The sequence below is a fragment of the Brevibacillus fluminis genome (genome assembly GCF_003710825.1).
GTDB lineage: Bacteria > Bacillota > Bacilli > Brevibacillales > Brevibacillaceae > Brevibacillus_D > Brevibacillus_D fluminis.
The window spans coordinates 36,793-55,119 of sequence record NZ_RHHQ01000004.1 but is presented as its reverse complement, the minus strand read 5'-3'; the positions used below and the strand labels follow the sequence as shown (position 1 = coordinate 55,119).

The window sequence follows — 18,327 nt, the reverse complement described above, 5'->3', positions numbered from 1 at the left end:
AAAAGGAGTTGAGTGATCCATGAGCTTTCCAAGGAAAGCGGATGTTGTGCTATCGAGCAATGCTGTGTTTACCGGTTTAAACAAGGAACCTGCAGCTCTTTTCATCGCCATTAGCGATAACAAAATCGCTGCCGTCGGTTCCCGTGAACATTTGGAAGAGTGGATCGACGAGAATACTGCGGTTTATGATTTTGAAGATCAGTTGATTATGCCGGGTTTTCATGATTTTCATATCCATGTCATGTGGGGTTCGCTTTCGTTAGACAGTGCCCAACTTCATGGTGCCCGTTCTGAAGCGGAAGCGGTCGAAATCGTTCGGGAATATGCCTCGTCACGTCCAGACGAGCAGTGGATCATCGGATACGGATGGAACGCAGGCTTATGGGAGACGCAAAAGCTTCCCCATCGCACCTCTCTGGACCGGATTTTGCCTGATCGGCCAGCGATCCTCTTTCACTCAGAAGGACACTATGTATGGGTAAACAGCAAAGCGCTTGAAGTAATGAACGTAACACGCGATACGGTTGCACCGCCGTTTGGCATCATCAGCAAGGATGAAGATGGGGAACTCGACGGCATCCTGTATGAAACGGCGATCGAATTGGTTTCGGATGGGGCCTACAATCTCAGCAAAGAGAAAAAGGAGCGCTCCTTCAAAAACTTCCTCAGCCATGCAGCCAGTTTGGGCGTCACGTCGATTAATGACATGTATTCCATTAAAAAGCTGGAGAGCTTCGAGTTATTTCAGGAATTCGCCGAGATTGGCAAGCTGACCATGCGCATGCACCTGCTCCCGGCGCTCGACGGGAATATCGAGCGTGTGAAGAAGCTACGAGAGCAGTATCAATCGGATATGGTGCGCGTCGTTGCCCTGAAGCAGTTTATCGATGGTGTTGTGTCCGGCTACACCGCCTTCATGCTCGAACCTTATTCGGATCGCCCGGATACGTGTGGAGAGACGACGTTTCCGCCGGAAGTCATCAACGAGTGGGTGCAAGAGGCGGATCGAGAAGGTTTTAGCATCCGCTTTCACTGCATTGGTGACGGGGCGATCCGACTGGCACTCGATGCGTTTGAGAGGGCGCAAGCGAGCAATGGAAAACGTGACGCGCGGCATTCCATCGAGCATGTTGAAATTATCCATCCTGATGATATTCACCGTTTTGAAAAGCTCGGTGTCATCGCCTCCATGCAGCCTGAACATTTGCATGCGACTCCCCGCCCCGCCTATGAGTCCAATATCGGTCCGGAACGAAGTCGAAACGCTTGGGCGGTCAAAAGGCTGAAGGAGGCAGGGGCGACCATCGCATTCGGAAGCGACTTCCCCATCGTTGGGCTGAACCCGATGCCAGGCATTTACCAAGCTGTCTCGCGAATCGATCATACGGATCGAGCCGTATGGAATCCGGAGGAGCGTCTTACGCTCGCCGAGGCTCTTCAGCTCTATACCGCAACACCAGCCTACGGTGTTTTCAGGGAACATGAGCTCGGCACGCTCGAAGCAGGGAAGCTGGCCGACATCGTTGTGCTAGATCGCAATCTTTTTGCCGTCCCGACAGAAGAAATACTGGAGTCCAAAGTTGTACTAACCATCGTTGACGGAAAAGTGGTATACCGTGACAGTCAGGATTGATCAAATCTGAGAAGCATGGGGGGATCGGGATGAAGAGAAAGAAGATTTTTGCCATGATTGTGCTTGTCTTGAGCGTGATGATCTCGGCATGCGCGTCTTCCGGCAATAAAGCACAGACGGAAAATGCTAGCGGAAAGCCAAAGCTTTTGAAGGTTGCCACGGCTGGTTCGGTCACTACGTGGGATCCAAGCATTTCTGACTCGACCGAATCAGAGTTTTTAGCGAATATTTATGAACCGCTGTTATGGGCAAATCCACCTGGGAGTGCTGAGGAGTTTTCACCAGCACTGGCTGAGAAATGGGAGCACAATGAAGACGGCAATGTGTGGACGTTTACCATTCGTAAGGGGGTAACCTTCCATGACGGTGCCTCATTAAACGCGGAAGCCGTAAAAAAGTCGATCGAGCGCACGATTAAGCTCGACAGAGGCTCAGCTCGCATCTGGGAGCCCGTTGAAAAAATCGAGGTGGCCGATGAATATACGGTCAAGTTTACGTTGAAATCCCCGGTTCCGCTTGAACGGATTGTCAGCGCGGGTTACGCAGCCTGGATCATGAGCCCCAATGTGATTGACAAGGACGAAGCCTGGTTTAATGAAGGCCGCGAAGCGGGGACAGGTCCTTGGAAATTGGAATCCTACAAACCGCAGAAAGAGGTACTGTTAACGAAAAATGATAAGTATTGGGAGCCATTGGATACCAATTTTGAAAAAGTCTTCATTTCCATGGTTGGCGAAGATGTCGTGCGCGAACAAATGCTGACATCCGGGCAGGTTGATTTAACAACCACGCCAGTCGAGAACCTGAAAACGCTTGAAAAAAATCCGAATATTCAGATTGAAAGAGTCAATGGGTATCACAATTTCGTGGGTTTCTTTAATACGAAAAAGCCACCGCTCGATAACAAGCTGGTGCGACAAGCTTTATCGTATGCAGTCGATTATCAGGCGATTATTGAAGTGGCGACAAAAGGAGAAGGAACCCAGGCAAAAGGACCGGTTCCTAAAGGGCTATGGCCATCCGATCCGAGCTTGCCATCGTACAGCTTTAACATTGAGAAAGCAAAAGAGCTGCTGAAGCAAGCGGGGGTAAACCCGGCAGACCTGAAGCTGACGCTCACCTACGCTTCGGAGAGCATGGAGGAAGCCCGCTTCGCACCCTTGATTAAAGAAGGCTTTGCGAAGCTGGGGGTTACGGTAAACGTCGAACCGATTTTGTGGAATCAACAATGGGAAAAAGGGAAAGGCGATCCCCATGCGGCACAGGATATTTTCGTTCTTCAGTTTTGGCCTTCCTATGCGGACGGGTACGGCAATCTGAAACAAATGTTTGGCACAGAGGAGAAGCCAAGCTTGAATCTGGCGTACTGGTCCAACCCGCAGTTTGACAAGCTTGTCACACAGGCTTACCTGTTGTCAGGCACATCGAAGGACCTGTCGAAGGAAATGTATGTGCAAGCTCAAAAGCTGGTGATCGACGAAGCGCCGGCGATGTACTTCTTCGACAATAAAGAGATTCTGTCCATGAACAAGTCGCTCATCGGCGAGGCGAACAATCCGAACTATACGTATGTTACTTTTTACCACAAACTCAAAACAAAATGACGAATGAAGGATAGAGGTGGTGTTGGAAAACCATGCAGACTTTGAACTATACCATGCGGCGAGTCTTGCTGTCCCTGATCGTTCTGATCGGGATCTCGCTCATCACCTTTCTTATTGTAAGGGTCGTACCCTCCAATCCGGCTGCGGTCTATTTAGGGCCGAAAGCTACCCCTGAACAAATCGAGAAGCTGAATGATGAGATGGGGTTCAATCGACCGCTGCCTGAACAATACATGATATACATGCAAAAAATGGTACAAGGAGACTTGGGCGTTTCGCTGAAGACGCATCGAGACATCTCCGCAGATTTCGGTGAGTATGTGCCCAATTCGTTTGAACTCTTGTTGTTGTCACTCTTCTTTTCTGCCGTGGTCGGTATTCCGCTCGGCGTAATCTCGGCTTATTACAAGGGCAAATGGGTCGATCAGATTACGAGAGTCATCTCGATTTTCGGCGTGTCGGTTCCAAGCTTCTGGATTGCACTCGTTTTGCAATACGTCTGTTTTACAAAGCTAAACCTACTGCCGATCAACGGCCAAATGTCGGTGGAGGTATCCTTGACGAATCCGGTTGCGAGCATTACGGGCTTCAAATTGCTTGATTCCATCCTGTCGGGAAACGGGGCCGCTTTTCTCGACATGGTGCCACACTATGTGCTGCCCGTACTTACGCTCTCGTTATATCCGTTTGGCTTGCTTGTGCGCATGACTCGCTCCAATGTTATCGACGTGCTTGGAAGCGATTATATCCGTCTGGCAAAAGCATATCGCATTCCCATGGCGAAGATGTTGTTTCATTATGCGCTAAAAAATTCCGCTGGGCCGATCCTGACCGTTTTGGGGCTGATGTTTGCTTTTTCGGTAACGGGGGCATTTTTCGTTGAAGTGATTTACAACTGGCCTGGCATCGGCAGCTATTCGGTTGCGGCGATTTTGAGCCTTGATAATCCCGCCATCATGGCCGTCACGCTCTTGATTGCTATCGTGTACGTCTTGACCAATCTGATCACGGATCTTTTGCAAGCCTGGCTTGATCCGCGAATTCGTTTAGGGGAGGAGTAAAGCATGGAGACAATTCGACCAAGAAGTGCACTCAGCAAAAACATGCGCCTCTTTCGCAAAGACATCGCGGGGGTACTTGCATTGGTAGTTATTCTGCTGTTTTTGTTAGCAGCACTTTTTGCACATCAGCTCGCCCCTTACCCAGAGCAAGGAAAAGGAGAATCGAACATCACCAATACGCTCTCAGCTCCAAGCAGCGAAAATCTATTCGGAACAGACCGCCAAGGCCGGGATATTCTCAGTCGTTGTTTGTTTGGGCTGCAAACGTCTCTGTTCGCTGCGCTGTTTGTGACGTTCCTCGCCTTTGCCATCGGGGTTCCGTTGGGGGCGATCGCAGGGTTTTTTGGCGGGGTTCTCGATGAAATCATCATGAGAATCACCGATATCTTCTTGTCGTTTCCCGCTTTGCTATTAGCCATTGCACTTGTCGCGGTATTGGGTCCGAGTTTGGAAAATGCCATTTTGGCGCTAGCGGTCAGCTGGTGGCCGTGGTATGCCCGCATCGCACGCAGCAGCACCATCTCGTTGAAAAATTCTCTGTTTATTGATGCAGCCAGAGTGATGGGGGTAAGCAAAATGACGATTATTTTCCGGCATATCGTGCCCAACATTTTGACCCCCATCATCGTACAGGTTTCGGTCGATATGGGAACGGTGATTCTGGCGACGGCATCACTCAGCTTTCTCGGGTTGGGTTCGCAGCCACCGACCGCAGACCTTGGCCAAATGGTCAGTGAAGGAAGAGGCTACATTCTCAATCAATGGTGGTATTCGACGTTTCCGGGGCTCTTGGTCCTACTGTTGGTGATGGCTTTTAACATTTTGGGAGATGCCCTCCAAGATCTTCTGGATCCCAAGTCAAAAGGGAGGAGTACCTGATGGCATTGCTGGAAGTAAAGCAGCACTCGTTATTTTTCCACGGGGACGAGCGTACGTTTAACATATTGGATCGGGTGTCCTTTCACGTGGAGAAAGGGGAGATTCTTGGCATTGTCGGAGAATCGGGATGCGGGAAAAGCATGCTGGCGGGCAGTATCATGGGCCTATATCCGGCAAACGTGGCGCGCAAAGAAGGAAGCATCTTGTATGAGGGAAAAGATTTGCTCGCCATGAGCGCTAAACAACGGGAGAGGTACAGAGGCGAACACGTTTCGATGATCTTTCAAAATCCCAATACGTCGCTAAATCCAGTTATTACGATTGGCAAACAGATGATCGATATTATCAGCGAGCATAAACGCATGAGTAAAAAGGATGCGAAAAACCTTGCGATCAAATGGTTGGGTGAAGTAGGTCTTGCCCAAGCGGAAGATATATTCGCATCCTATCCCCATCAGCTGAGCGGTGGAATGAAGCAGCGGGTCGTCATCGCCATGGCGTTGTCCTGCGACGCTGAATTGATAGTGGCAGACGAACCGACGACGGCTCTTGATGTGACCACCCAATTTCAGATTTTGCGCTTAATCAAACGGCTGCAAAAGGAATACCGAGTCTCGATTGTGATTGTGACGCACAATATTGGGGTGGCGGGCTATTTGTGCGATCGGATCATGGTCATGTATGCCGGCCAGGTAATTGAAGTGGGGCCGACCGAACAAATTTTGCGAAATCCGGTGCACAGCTACACAAAAGGGCTGTTGAAGTGCTTACCAGGTCAAGGCAAAAACATCGATGAGTTGTATACGATACCGGGGACCGTGCCTTCACCGCTGGATTTTCCGAGCGGGTGCCGATACTCTTCACGCTGCCAGCTCGCACAACCGCATTGTAAGGAGCATGCGCCTCAGTTAGAGCAGCTAGTGGTAGGCATCTATACCGCATGCTTCTATCCGGAAAAGGAGTGTGAAGCATAGATGAGCCAAGCGCTTCTATCTTTGCATGAGGTGGAGAAAAGCTATTTCTCCTCTGGTTTTGGCGGCAAGCGGGAGAAAAAGGTGTTGCGCGGAGTCAGCTTTGATGTGAATAAAGGGGAGACCGTTGCGCTGGTAGGGGAATCGGGCAGTGGTAAAAGTACGACAGCACGGCTGATCCTCGGCTTGGACAAACTGACATTGGGAGAGATTTGGTTTCAACAAAAACAAAGAAGCGCCTCTTCTCCAGCTGAACAGCTGCAAATGCGTAAACAGATGCAGATCGTGTTTCAAGATCCGATCGGCTCCGTGAACCCGCGTATGACGATTTTCAAGATCATTGCGGAGCCTCTGCTGACACATGGCTATACTCGGGAGCAGGCGATGGATCGCGTGAAGGAATTGCTGGGGCTTGTTGGTATGAATGAGCAGGACATGCACAAGTATCCGCACCAATTCAGCGGCGGACAAATGCAGCGAATCGGCATCGCGCGGGCGATCGCACTTAAGCCGGAATTGTTGATTTTGGACGAACCGACTTCCGCGCTCGACGTTTCCATCCAGGCTCGCGTGCTCAAACTATTGAAAGCGCTCCAGAAGGAATTGGATTTAACCTATCTGTTTATCACGCATGACTTGAATGTGGTACAGAGCTTTGCGGATCGGGTTTTGGTCATGAAGCAAGGGGAAATTGTGGAGCGCGGGAGCGTTCAAGCAATTTTTGAAGAGCCACAGCATCTCTATACCCAGAACCTGCTGGAGGCGAATTTTTTTGTGAAGTGAACAGCAACAAAGCTGCCGGTCATTTTACGGCAGCTTCTTGCACGTTATCTTTTTCTGGCTGCTTTTACCTCGATGAGAAAGGAACCCAAAGCCAAGAGTGGCAAGATGGTTCCGATCAGAGAGGTGAGCTTCCAGCCCCCTGTTGTATACGTCCAGCCACCAAATGATGAGCCGATTGCTCCACCTATAAAGAAGATGCTCATGAATAATCCGTTCAAACGGCCCCTCGCCTCAGCGCCCAACGAATAAATCATGCGTTGACTGACGACAAGATTTCCCGATACGGCCATATCAAGTGAAATGGCGGAGATGTAGAGAAGAATCAGAGCAAAGGTCGACTGGTCTTGGAACAGATGAATGATCAAAAAAGACAACGCTGCTACTGCCATGGCTAGCCACGTTAACTGTTGGCTCCAGCCTTTATCCGCAAATCTTCCTGCAATTGGCGCAGCGATTGCCCCACCCACGCCAACTAGCGCAAACCAGGCAATGCCTCCCTGAGACATACCGAAATCATCAGCCAATCGCAAAGGTACCACAGTCCAAAATAAGCTGAAGGCTCCAAATAAGCATGCTTGATAAAGTGCGCGCTGTCGTAATACCGGCGTTCGTTTCCAAATATCGACTAAAGAGATCATCAGGTGTCCATAGCGTACCGTAGAAGAGGGTTTACGCTCCGGAAGAGCAAAGGACAGCAGACAAGTTAATAACGCGATGACAATTGCAGACATAATAAAGATGGCTCTCCAGCCCCAAAGACTCGTGGTAAAGCTTGCCAATGGGCGGGCAAACATAATTCCAAGCAAGAGGCCGCTCATTACATTCCCAACCACGCGGCCGCGCTGTTCTTCAGTCGCTAAATAGGCGGCGAAAGGTACGAGGATTTGAGCAACAACAGATCCAATGCCAATAAATAAAGATGCAATCAAAAACCAAGATGCGTGTGGGGCGTAAGCAGAGGTAAGCAATCCACCGATTGCAACGATAAGCATACATACGGTTAAACGTCGATTTTCAAGGATATCGCTTAACGGTACGATGAACAACAGCCCAACTACATAACCAATTTGAGTCACGGTAACAATCAATCCTGCTGCTGTTGAAGTAAGCCCAAGTTCATCCCTGATCGGTCCTACTAACGTTTGCGCGTAATAGAGATTGGCGACGATAAGTCCACACGCGGCAGAGAGCAGAATGATCAACCACCTTGAAACGAGAGAGTCTTCGTGTTTCCCTTTACTGTTTTCCATGATTATGCCTCCTAAAATTAAAACTGAACGTATAGTTCATTAAATATACGCCAATAATATACTGAACGTTTGGTTTTGTAAATAGACTTTTCATCATCTTCTGCATTTTGTATACTAGACGTACAGTTTGTAGTAGCGGATCGAATAAAGGAGGATTCAGGTGCAGTCGAAAAGAGGGCGTCCTCGTAATATGGAAACCCAAAATTCCATCCTTTCTGCGTCCTATGATTTATTGTTGGAGGATGGTTTTAGGGCGGTAACAGTAGAAAAAATCGCTGAACGTGCCAAGGTGAGCAAAGCTACGATCTATAAATGGTGGCCGAATAAGGCTGCAGTGATCATGGATGGTTTTCTAACCGCTGCAGCTGCAAGACTGCCTGTGCCGGACACAGGTACGGTGTTCCAGGATATACTGGAACATGCAACGAATATGGCTCGATTTATGATAAGCCGAGAGGGCTCCATTTTTCTGGAGATTATAGGTGAAGGACAAGTTGATTCCGCATTGGCGGAAGCCTATCGGATCCGCTATATACAGCCCCGCCGACTGGAGGTTCGCGGTGTATTGGAAAAAGGAATTCGGCGAGGCGAGTTGAAGGACAATCTCGATATTGCTTTATGCACAGATCTAATTTATGGCTCGATTTTCTACCGCTTATTGGTTTCGGGTGATCCGGTGGACGATAGTTATGTAAGGCAGCTTGTATCCCATGTGTTTGAAGGAATCTTATCTGCGCAACGCGGCGATCAGCGAACCAAGTAAAGCAAAAAAAGACATTTTTAAGGATTATGCGGGCAGAAGGAATTTTTGCCGATAAAAAGAATGAATGAGAGGTGATTTCGCAGCACACAGAAGAAAGGGATGGCGACGTGAGAATAGGTTTAGCCCAAACAAGGTTTCCCCAGTCATTGGCAGAAGGATTTGAGATTGTGAAGCGGGCAATTGTGGAAGCGAAACAGCAGCAGTGCGATGTGATTTGTTTTCCCGAATCGATTCTGCCCGGTTTACGCGGTGTCGGTTATGCAGTGGAAGCGTATGACCACGAGGCACAGCGTGCAGCTGTTCATGAGATTCGTGCGGTTGCCGAACAATCCAGCATCGCGGTCATCCTGCCAGCCGAATGGGAGGATGAAACAGGACTGCATATCGTGGCGTTTTTCATCTCGGAGCAAGGAGAGATTCAGGGGTATCAGACGAAAAATCAGATTGATCCCGATGAAGACCAATTCGGTTACGTGCCGGGCACGAACCGGCAGTTGTTCCAGGTGAAGGGCGTGCCTATCGGCATCACGATCTGCCATGAAGGTTGGCGCTATCCGGAAACGGTACGATGGGCAGCGCAACAAGGCGCTCGCATCGTTTTCCATCCTCAATTTACCGGACAGGTAAAAAACCCCGAGTTTTACAGGGCGGCGATGGTTTGCCGGAGCATGGAGAATACGATTTATTTTGCCAGCGTCAATTATGCGTTGGAAAACCAGGGTTGCACGACCACACTCATTTCGCCGACCGGCGAGCGCTTAGCCTCCATGCCTGACAATACCGAAGGGCTGTTGGTTTGGGATATTGATCCCGAGCAGGCACATGGGCTGCTGGCGAAACGATTTCAACCAGACTTGTTTTGACAACCATTCCAGCCACTTGAACAGAGCGGTCCATCCACATTCTATATAAGCAAAGATGAAAGCCAGCACTGGCGAGAGACGGCAAACAAGCTGTTCATCGCCCTAACTGGCTTTTTTGCTTGAAGCGTAATGTGCGGGATAAGCCCAACCAGCGAAAATAGTCGCATGTACCGTCTTCTACCCTAGGAAGCATGCATATAAAAGTGAAAGAAACGGATGCCAGGGGATAAAAGGGGAAGACAGAAGATGATTCCTGCCATGAGGGAGTACCGTGCATCACAAACATACGGAACGCAGGTAAATCCCGCAACGAACCAAACAACGTTTCATACCGGCATTGATCTGGTCAAACCTTCTTATGCGGATATCGCGGCTTTCGCCCAAGGGGTGGTTGTCTTCGCGTCTTATGGGCAAACGGGCACCGGTGTCGGCGGTTATGGCAACACCGTTATCTTGCGCGATCGCCATGATTATCTCCACATGTATGCTCATCTGACGGATTATCGGGTAAAAGTCGGCGACCAGGTGCTTGCGGGTAGTGTTGTCGGACGGGAGGGAATGACCGGTCAAGCCACGGGGCAGCATTTGCATTATGAGGTTCGCCGAGATGGACCGTCGTTTGGGTATGGACTGCATACAGATCCTGTCCTATATATGGACCAGTACTTTACCACCGAACTGAAAGATCCGGCACATGCATGCGGGATATCGTACGATGGCATGCTTTTGCCGTTCATCGGCGGGATTGTTGAAGGCAAATCGTTTTTGCCAGTGAGAGCCCTTGCCGAAGCGGTTGGCAAAGGGGCACAAGTCGAGTGGAACAATGTGATCAGACTTGCGGGTATAAATGGAACGGAGCTGCTGTCGACATTTTTGCTGGATGCCAAAGCGTATGCGTGGTCACGCGAATTGGCCCGTGCACTGGGACTTGATATACGGTGGGATGATGCTGCAAAGGTTGTCCAACTGACAATGGCTCCTTAAGCGTATTGCCTCACTCTTTTTTCTTTTGTCAAAATTCTGTATAGTTATCGTAGAAAAGAGAGGAGGCAGGCACATGTACGATGTGTTGATCCAAAACGGCTTGCTGTGCGATGGAACGGGCAATCCGTGGACAAAGCTGGATGTGGCTGTAAAAGACGGAAAAATCAAAAAAGTAGGAAAGCTGCAGGGGAGCGCAGCTGCGCTCACGATTGATGCGGCGGGAAAGGTTGTCTCTCCGGGGTTTATCGATCCGCATGTCCACTCTGATTTATGGTGTACCAGGCCGGATGTTCATCACATCAAAGTGCTGCAAGGTGTCACCACCGAGCTGTTTGGGCAAGACGGCATCTCAGTGGCGCCTGTTACCGAGGCGACCAAACCATTGTGGCAAAAGCAGTTGAAAGGCTTGAACGGTGATTTCGGCGACTGGCCTTGGGAGTCGGTTGACGATTATTTGCGGTTTCTCGAGCAGGCTAAGCTCGCCGGGAATGCGGCTTATCTTGTGCCGCATGGCAATATCCGTACGATTGCAATGGGCTTCGACGGACGGGAAGCGACAGAGCAGGAGATCGAAGAAATGCGCCTCCTGGTCGAGGAAGGGATGAGGCAAGGGGCGATCGGAGTCTCCTCTGGCATCCAATATCCACCTTGTGTTTTTGCGAGCAAAGCCGAGCTGATAGCAATTTGCGAAGCGTCCGCCAAATATGATGGTTCGTTTGTCGTACATATCCGCAATGAAAGCAACCTTTCGTTAGAAGCGCTTGAAGAAGTGATCGATGCTGCTCGCCACTCTGGGGTGCGCCTGCACGTATCGCATTTCAAAGTATGCGGTAGCATCAACAGAGACAAATGGCAGCGGGCCTTGCAGCTGTTGGACGATGGGCGCGCGGAAGGCATCGAAATCACCTTTGACCAATATCCGTACACTGCTGCTTCTACCGTATTTTCCGCGATTTTGCCCCCATGGATGCACGATGGTGGTACGGAAGAAATGCTGGCGCGGCTGCAAGATCGTACGCTTCGTCCGGCTCTCAAGCACGAGATGCTGACAAATGGCGAGTACGACAACACCGTACGCAACAACGGATGGGGCAACATCGTAATCGCCTCGGTTGCGTCTGAAGCGAACAAGCATCTGGAAGGGAAAAACGTGCAAGAAATCGGTGAGCTTCGCGGCATTGATCCAGCGGACGCCGCGCTTGACTTACTCCTCGAAGAAAAAGCAGCCGTAACCATGGTCATTCATTGGGGTGTCGAGGAAGACATTTTGCAAGCGATGACGCACCCGCTGCAAATGGTCGGGTCGGATGGGGTGTTCGGCGGTAAACCTCATCCTCGGCTGTACGGCTCCTTTCCACGAGTGGCTGGCCGCTATGCGCGCGAACAGAACACATTTCCGATCTGGGAAGCCGTGAGGAGAATGACGAGTGCACCTGCACAATTCATGCGACTTAAAGACAGAGGACTGATTCGTGAAGGTAACTGGGCGGACATCGTCGTGTTCGATCCTTCAAAGATCGCGGATCGTGCAACCTATGACGATCCGCTGCAAACGCCTGTCGGCATCTCACACGTGCTGGTGAATGGGCAGCTTGCCGTTCAGGACGGCATCTTTACAGGCGTGACGGCGGGTAGGGTATTGAGACGGTAGGGGCGCAGGCGAAAGTTTTCGAAAGAAATTTGCTGTGGGAACCCAAGAAATTTTATGTAACTTTTCCATTGTTAAGATCGTATTAACCTATTGTGAAGCGAAACAACACAATTAGAGTGCATAAGGTGAGGAGTTTACGATGGATAAGTGGGAGTACCGCACAGTAAAATACTTGACGACAGGATTCTTTGGCGGCAAGCTGGATGAGACCGAGTTTGACAAAATTCTCAATGAAATGGGTGAGGAAGGCTGGGAACTGGTTTCCTGCTTTGATACAAACCAAACCCATGGATCGTCCCGTGAAGTTGTGAGCGTGTTTAAACGGAAAAAATAAGAAGTAAATATAGAGCCAGCAGTTGCCGTTCAATCATGAGCGGGATTGCTGGTTTTTTGTTTGTGATTGAGCGAAAAGGACAGGTATAGCGACAGTCTAGGACTCTATGACTTGTCCTGACTGCTACTATATCGATAAGGCGTTTCATTTTCTGATTTTGCCTTCTTCACCATTAAAAAGTATTATATACATTTTCACATTCTCTTCCGGTCCCCTTTGGTAAAACATTCCGTGTTGAAGAGCTTCAAACGCATGCGGCTGGTTAATCATTTGCTGTGGGGAGTAGTGGGGACAGGCATTCTAGCGAAATTATTTTATGGTTCTAGAATTTTTCTAGAATTTTCTACAAGAATTCACTATAATTCATGTATTCAAATTTTAAAATATATAAATCTAACAGAAATGGGTTATGAGATAACTGAGGGGGAACAAACATGGGCTTATCCGTCAAAAAAAAGCTAATGGGAGCATTTTTACTTATTGCGGTCCTATTGGGAATAACGAGTAGTATTTCTTTTTACTACTTAAAAATGATTGACGATTTGGACACAGATCTTGTTGAAAGACGTGCAGTGATTTTATCGAATGCTCAAGACATTCAAGTAGAAGCTGCGAAAGAAACAGCTGGCTTGCGTGGGTTTCTTTTTACGAAAGATCAACAATTTTTGGATCAGCTACGGTCATCCAACGACAATGTAAACCGTATCATTGATGAAACTCATGCACTCGTCCAAAGGCAGGAGGATCGAGAAAAACTAAAAAAACTAAAAGAAGTGAATGAAGAGTTTAAACAACAATATGAACAGTTGCTTCAATTGGTTCAAAGTAATAAACCTTCCACAGAGATTCTTGATTTCTTTCTTACATCAGTGTTCCCTGTGGGGAAACAAATTGGCCCAATGGCAGATGAAATTTCACACGGTCAAAAGCAATTAATGAACGAAGGGAGCAAATATAATACAGACGCATCCAATAAAGCAATTTCATCTATCACCATCATCAGTGGAATTGCTATTTTGATGGCGATATTGATCGGATATTATGGTTCGCAGATGATTTCTAAGCCGATTGTGGCAATGGCAAAAGCGGCGGAAAAAATCTCACATGGTGACTTACGTGTAGAAGAAATTCGGGTAACAAACAAAGATGAAATTGGGAGTCTCGCACAATCATTTAATCGAATGCGGGAGAATCTACAAGCTTTGGTACAACAAATTCAAAACAGCTCTGAATACATGGCTTCATCATCGGAAGAGTTAACGGCTAGTGCAGAACAATCGAGTCTGGCTACGGAAACGATTACGACTACCATTCAAGAAGTTGCAACCCGAGCAGAAAAACAAGCACACAATGTAACTGAGGGTGTGAAAGCAATCAATGAAATGTCGTCAGGAGTTCAACAAATTGCGTCGAGTACGCAAACAACGACTTCCCTTGCTACCCAAACCTCCGAGATAGCGTTAGAAGGTAATCAAGCTATACAAGTAACAACTAAGCAGATGGATTCGATCCACGATACCATGAAGCAGCTGGCTGAAGCTGTATCGACAATGAATGAGCAGTCTAAGCAGATTGAACATATTGTGGATGTAATCGCGGATATCGCAAACCAAACCAATCTGTTAGCATTAAATGCTGCGATTGAAGCGGCGAGAGCGGGGGAACAAGGACGCGGATTTTCAGTTGTTGCCGATGAAGTAAGGAAGCTAGCAGAGCAATCATCTCAGCAAGCTGATCAAATTACACAATTAGTTAGAACCATATCCGAACACACCCATCATGTCGTTGAGACGATGGATATGGGGATCAAAGAAGTCGATGAAGGCATTCGCGTTGTTCATAATGCAGGAAATTTATTTGAAGAGATTCGTACTAACATTGATGAGGTTTCGAATCAAATACAAGGAATAACGGTTGCTTGCCAACAAATTGCTGCTAACACGGAACAAGTTGTACATACGGTTGAGGAGCTGTCAGCAGAGTCCAAGACAGTTGTGGTAGAGTCACAAAATGTTTCGGCCGCTGCGGAAGAGCAACTAGCCACTGTAGAAGAAATCGCTTCTTCTGCCTCATCTTTGTCTAGTATGGCGGAGAATCTTCAAAAATTAATAGGTAAATTTCAAGTGTAGTTTCACAAAACATCCCATTTCCCCTTTTAAAGCGGGATGGGATGTTTTTGTAGATGAATTGAATGTCAAGCAGAACTCCGCCTATTTTGCGCCCCAATTGATGTCGCACTACTGTGCCATAAGGAGGCGTAATAATGAAAGCGGGGAAGGTTGTCGAGGTGGTTTTCACTGTGAACGCAGGACCCAATAAGAAGCTTAGAGATTTTATATAGTCTTTTTCATTTTGTGGGATTAAGATAGCAAAGTAGGTACAAATAAAATCGTTAGCACATACAAACTACTAAAAACAAATATTCGTAGCGCAAACGGTGAGTGGAAGTTGAAAAATAGCAGCGGTTAATAAGCTACTATATTATAAAAAAGGAGCAGATGAACGTGAGCTACAATCACTTCTTTCCAACAAGCATAAAAAACGCTCTTTCGAATGACCCTCCGGGGGCTTGGATTCCAAAAATCCCCACCGATTGCATACGATTACATAGGGGATACCCTGCTTCTTCACTTGTTCCCTACGATGAAATCAAATCTGCTGTAAACACGCTGATAGACAACGAGCATGATTTGCCTCTCCACTATCTCGGAAGCGCTCAAGTTGGATTGTTAAAAGAGAAGATCCAGCGTCGATTGTCTGAAAGAGGGATCGTGGTGAAGGATGCTGAGCTCCTTGTTACTTCCGGCAGCAGTCAAGCCCTCGACTTGATCGCCAGAACACTTCTCGATCAAACAGCTGTGGTGTTTATGGAGGCGCCAACCTACATGGAGGCGCTGGAAACCTTTAAAAACTACACAAAACAAGTAATCAGTGTGCCGATAGACGAACACGGGCTAAAGGTCGACGTTTTAGAGACGCTGCTTCTCAAAAGAAAGCAAGAACAATTACCGATGCCGCGATTCATGTACACCATCCCATCCTTTCACAATCCGTCAGGAGTTACGATGAATCCTGAACGTCGGCATCGTTTGCTGCAGCTTGCCTCAACGTTTGACTTTCTGATCGTGGAGGACGACGCATATGGAGAGCTGTCTTTTTCCGAAAAACCCATTCCGCTCAAAGTTACCGACCCAGAACAACGCGTTTTGCACGTTGGGTCCCTCTCGAAAGTGGTAGCACCTGGAATGCGCATTGGCTGGATTGCCGGTGCTGAAAAACTGGTCTCCGCCTGTAATTGGTTTAAAAAGGATTTAGATCATCCTTTTGCGCAAGCGACGATTGGAACCTACTTGCAACACACCGATCTTGAGCAGCACATCACGCAGCTACGCAATGCTTATCGTTCTAGACGCGATGTACTCGTAGCTGCGCTTGAACAATCCATGCCAGAATATGTTAAGTGGACGATACCGGGCGGCGGTTACTTTGTCTGGTTGCATGTCCCCAACGTCGATACTTCGCTGCTACTGGAGAAATCGCTGAGTGAGGGTGTGTCTTTTATCCCGGGAAAATACTTTTTCTTAACCCCCAGTGAAGGTAAGTACTATTTGCGGCTTTCATTCAGCTATGAAGAACCGGAGCGGATGGTTGAGGGCATTCAAAAAATAGGGGAACTCATCACCGAAAATTACACATAACCTGAGTTCAGCGAAAATTTGATAACCGTTATGGGTAGGGAGTAGTCTCCTTACTCTTTTTTTTTGTTCTTCTCTGTATCTTGTAATAATTGTAGGCCTGCCTGTGTCAATTTGGTTCCAAAGCGTCCGCGACTTTTTACGATGTAGCCTCGTTTTTCCAGCATATCCAAACGGCGGCGCACCTGCTGGTCGGTAAACGGCTTTTGCCATTGCTGCGTATAGTCGACCACTTTTTTTCGGTTAGGGGTTTCTCCCGTTTCAACAGAATTGTGCTATTACGTTACGTAAATCAAAGAATCACGTGAAAACCCACTGTTGCAGATTGCTGAGGTAAGAAATCGGCAATCCGCGAAAACTGTGGGTCTTTATTTTTTCTGATCGCGAATCTCACGGTAAATTATCCTTTTGGATAATATACAGCAGATTAACTATATAGCATAATATTTACAATTAACGTTAATTAAGTAGAGATTCTCAGCAAATATAAAAAAGGGGGCTTAGATATGTCAGAAACGAGAGAGATGAAGCGAACATTAACGCTATTACCTGTTGTACTTTTTGGATTTTCCTTTATGGCATTGGGAACGGTTTTTAGCACATATGGGGTGGCGTCCCAGATTTCACATGGAATGGTAGCTGGTTCTTATATTCTGGCCACTATTGTTATGCTATTTACAGCATACAGTTATGGGCAAATGGCGAAAGTCTTTCCAATAGCAGGATCTGCATACACCTATACCCAAAAGGCAATTAATCCCCATGTAGGTTTTTTGGTAGGATGGTCACTCTTAATGGATTATCTGCTTATTCCGCTAGTAAACTATTTACTATTCGGCATATTTTATCATGCAGCCTTTCCGAACATTCCTAGTTCTGTATGGATTTTATCGATGTTAATTTTGGTAACCATCGTCAATATCAGAGGAGTGAAATTAGCAAATAAAGCAAATATTTTTATCACTATTTTTGGGGTAGCGTTCATTATCCTTTTCTGTGTTTTGGCCATCCAAGCCATTTTGCATGGGGAAGGAACAGGACAACTGTTAACAAGCCTTCCTTTTTACAACCCGCAAGAATCATTCTCTTTTATTATCGCTGGAGCAGCTTTACTTTGTTTTTCCTTTCTTGGTTTTGATTCGGTTACGACCTTTTCGGAGGAAACGATTCAACCAGAAAGGAATATTCCACGGGCGGTGTTCATCATTACGATAGTGGGCGGCTTAATTTTTACGACCGTTTCTTATATTGCACATAATGTTTGGCCCGATTATATGTCTTTTGAAAATCCAGATTCAGCCTCACATGAAATCATCCTGTTAGTTAGTGGGAAGTTTGTCGATACGTTCTTTCTTGTAGGTACTGCATTTGGTATTTTTGGATCAGCGATGGCATCTCAAGCGAGTGCGGCTCGTGTTCTATACGCTATGGGCAGAGATGGGCAATTGCCGAAAAAGTATTTTGGAAGTCTACATTCCAAGTTTCAAACCCCAGTTAACAATATTCTTGTCATTAGTCTGATCTCCTTATTAGCATTGGTGGTGAGTTTGACACTCGTCGCTTCGTTCATTAACTTTGGGGCGTTTCTTGCATTTACATTTGTTAATCTTTCAGTTATTGGTCACTACTTTATCCGAAAACGGCAGAGAACAATAAAAGGGACGTTTCTTTATCTTATTTTTCCCGTAATAGGTGCTGTTTTAGATATATGGCTGCTACTAAGCCTAGATATTCACTCCAAAATTTTGGGAAGTATATGGGTTGTAGTAGGTGTTATTTATTTAACTTATATAACAAAGGGATTCAAAATGAGACCACCAGAAATGGAGCTATCCGCATAATTTACTGAATAATCG

At 47.3% G+C, this 18,327-nt stretch carries 15 protein-coding genes; 14 read left to right on the top strand and 1 reads right to left on the bottom strand.

The window, feature by feature from the left end:
- Positions 1 to 19 precede the first annotated feature (19 nt).
- Genes EDM56_RS02500 through EDM56_RS02475 form a run of 6 tightly spaced genes read left to right on the top strand, consistent with a single transcriptional unit; the run spans position 20 to position 6,931 of the window.
- On the top strand, positions 20 to 1,633 hold the full coding sequence (locus tag EDM56_RS02500; RefSeq protein WP_122916311.1) for an amidohydrolase: 1,614 nt from the start codon (positions 20 to 22) through the stop codon (positions 1,631 to 1,633).
- Between the two features lie 29 nt (positions 1,634 to 1,662).
- Positions 1,663 to 3,237 (top strand): ABC transporter substrate-binding protein, encoded by a 1,575-nt coding sequence (locus tag EDM56_RS02495; RefSeq protein ID WP_122916310.1) that lies wholly within the window; start codon positions 1,663 to 1,665, stop codon positions 3,235 to 3,237.
- A gap of 32 nt (positions 3,238 to 3,269) precedes the next feature.
- Positions 3,270 to 4,298, top strand: a complete 1,029-nt coding sequence (locus EDM56_RS02490; protein WP_122916309.1) for an ABC transporter permease — start codon at positions 3,270 to 3,272, stop codon at positions 4,296 to 4,298.
- 3 nt (positions 4,299 to 4,301) lie between these two features.
- A complete protein-coding gene (locus tag EDM56_RS02485) occupies positions 4,302 to 5,177 on the top strand; it encodes an ABC transporter permease (protein ID WP_183192261.1) in 876 nt (291 codons plus the stop codon).
- Positions 5,177 to 6,151, top strand: coding sequence for an ABC transporter ATP-binding protein (locus tag EDM56_RS02480; RefSeq protein WP_122916308.1), 975 nt, complete (start codon positions 5,177 to 5,179; stop codon positions 6,149 to 6,151). Before EDM56_RS02485 ends, EDM56_RS02480 begins: the two co-directional genes overlap by 1 nt.
- On the top strand, positions 6,152 to 6,931 hold the full coding sequence (locus EDM56_RS02475; RefSeq protein WP_122916307.1) for an ATP-binding cassette domain-containing protein: 780 nt from the start codon (positions 6,152 to 6,154) through the stop codon (positions 6,929 to 6,931).
- Between the two features lie 44 nt (positions 6,932 to 6,975).
- Here the strand turns inward: EDM56_RS02475 and EDM56_RS02470 are convergent, their stop codons facing one another.
- On the bottom strand, positions 6,976 to 8,181 hold the full coding sequence (locus EDM56_RS02470; protein WP_122916306.1) for an MFS transporter: 1,206 nt from the start codon (positions 8,179 to 8,181) through the stop codon (positions 6,976 to 6,978).
- A 160-nt stretch (positions 8,182 to 8,341) separates the two neighbouring features.
- Here EDM56_RS02470 and EDM56_RS02465 point away from each other — a divergent pair, with 160 nt between their 5' ends.
- From EDM56_RS02465 to EDM56_RS02425, 8 genes are all read left to right on the top strand, one after another.
- Positions 8,342 to 8,944 (top strand): TetR/AcrR family transcriptional regulator, encoded by a 603-nt coding sequence (locus EDM56_RS02465; protein ID WP_122916305.1) that lies wholly within the window; start codon positions 8,342 to 8,344, stop codon positions 8,942 to 8,944.
- A 107-nt stretch (positions 8,945 to 9,051) separates the two neighbouring features.
- Positions 9,052 to 9,807, top strand: coding sequence for a carbon-nitrogen hydrolase family protein (locus tag EDM56_RS02460; protein WP_122916706.1), 756 nt, complete (start codon positions 9,052 to 9,054; stop codon positions 9,805 to 9,807).
- Between the two features lie 246 nt (positions 9,808 to 10,053).
- Positions 10,054 to 10,791 (top strand): peptidoglycan DD-metalloendopeptidase family protein, encoded by a 738-nt coding sequence (locus EDM56_RS02455; protein WP_183192260.1) that lies wholly within the window; start codon positions 10,054 to 10,056, stop codon positions 10,789 to 10,791.
- Positions 10,792 to 10,864: 73 nt separating this feature from the next.
- A complete protein-coding gene (locus EDM56_RS02450; protein WP_122916303.1) occupies positions 10,865 to 12,442 on the top strand; it encodes an N-acyl-D-amino-acid deacylase family protein in 1,578 nt (525 codons plus the stop codon).
- Between the two features lie 139 nt (positions 12,443 to 12,581).
- Positions 12,582 to 12,776 (top strand): DUF4177 domain-containing protein, encoded by a 195-nt coding sequence (locus EDM56_RS02445; protein WP_122916302.1) that lies wholly within the window; start codon positions 12,582 to 12,584, stop codon positions 12,774 to 12,776.
- A 434-nt stretch (positions 12,777 to 13,210) separates the two neighbouring features.
- Positions 13,211 to 14,905, top strand: a complete 1,695-nt coding sequence (locus tag EDM56_RS02440) for a methyl-accepting chemotaxis protein (protein ID WP_122916301.1) — start codon at positions 13,211 to 13,213, stop codon at positions 14,903 to 14,905.
- A 369-nt stretch (positions 14,906 to 15,274) separates the two neighbouring features.
- Positions 15,275 to 16,474 carry an aminotransferase-like domain-containing protein gene (locus EDM56_RS02435; RefSeq protein ID WP_183192259.1) on the top strand — a complete coding sequence of 400 codons (1,200 nt, stop codon included), beginning with the start codon at positions 15,275 to 15,277 and terminating at the stop codon, positions 16,472 to 16,474.
- A 503-nt stretch (positions 16,475 to 16,977) separates the two neighbouring features.
- Positions 16,978 to 18,312, top strand: coding sequence for an APC family permease (locus EDM56_RS02425; protein WP_122916298.1), 1,335 nt, complete (start codon positions 16,978 to 16,980; stop codon positions 18,310 to 18,312).
- The last annotated feature ends 15 nt before the right edge of the window (positions 18,313 to 18,327 follow it).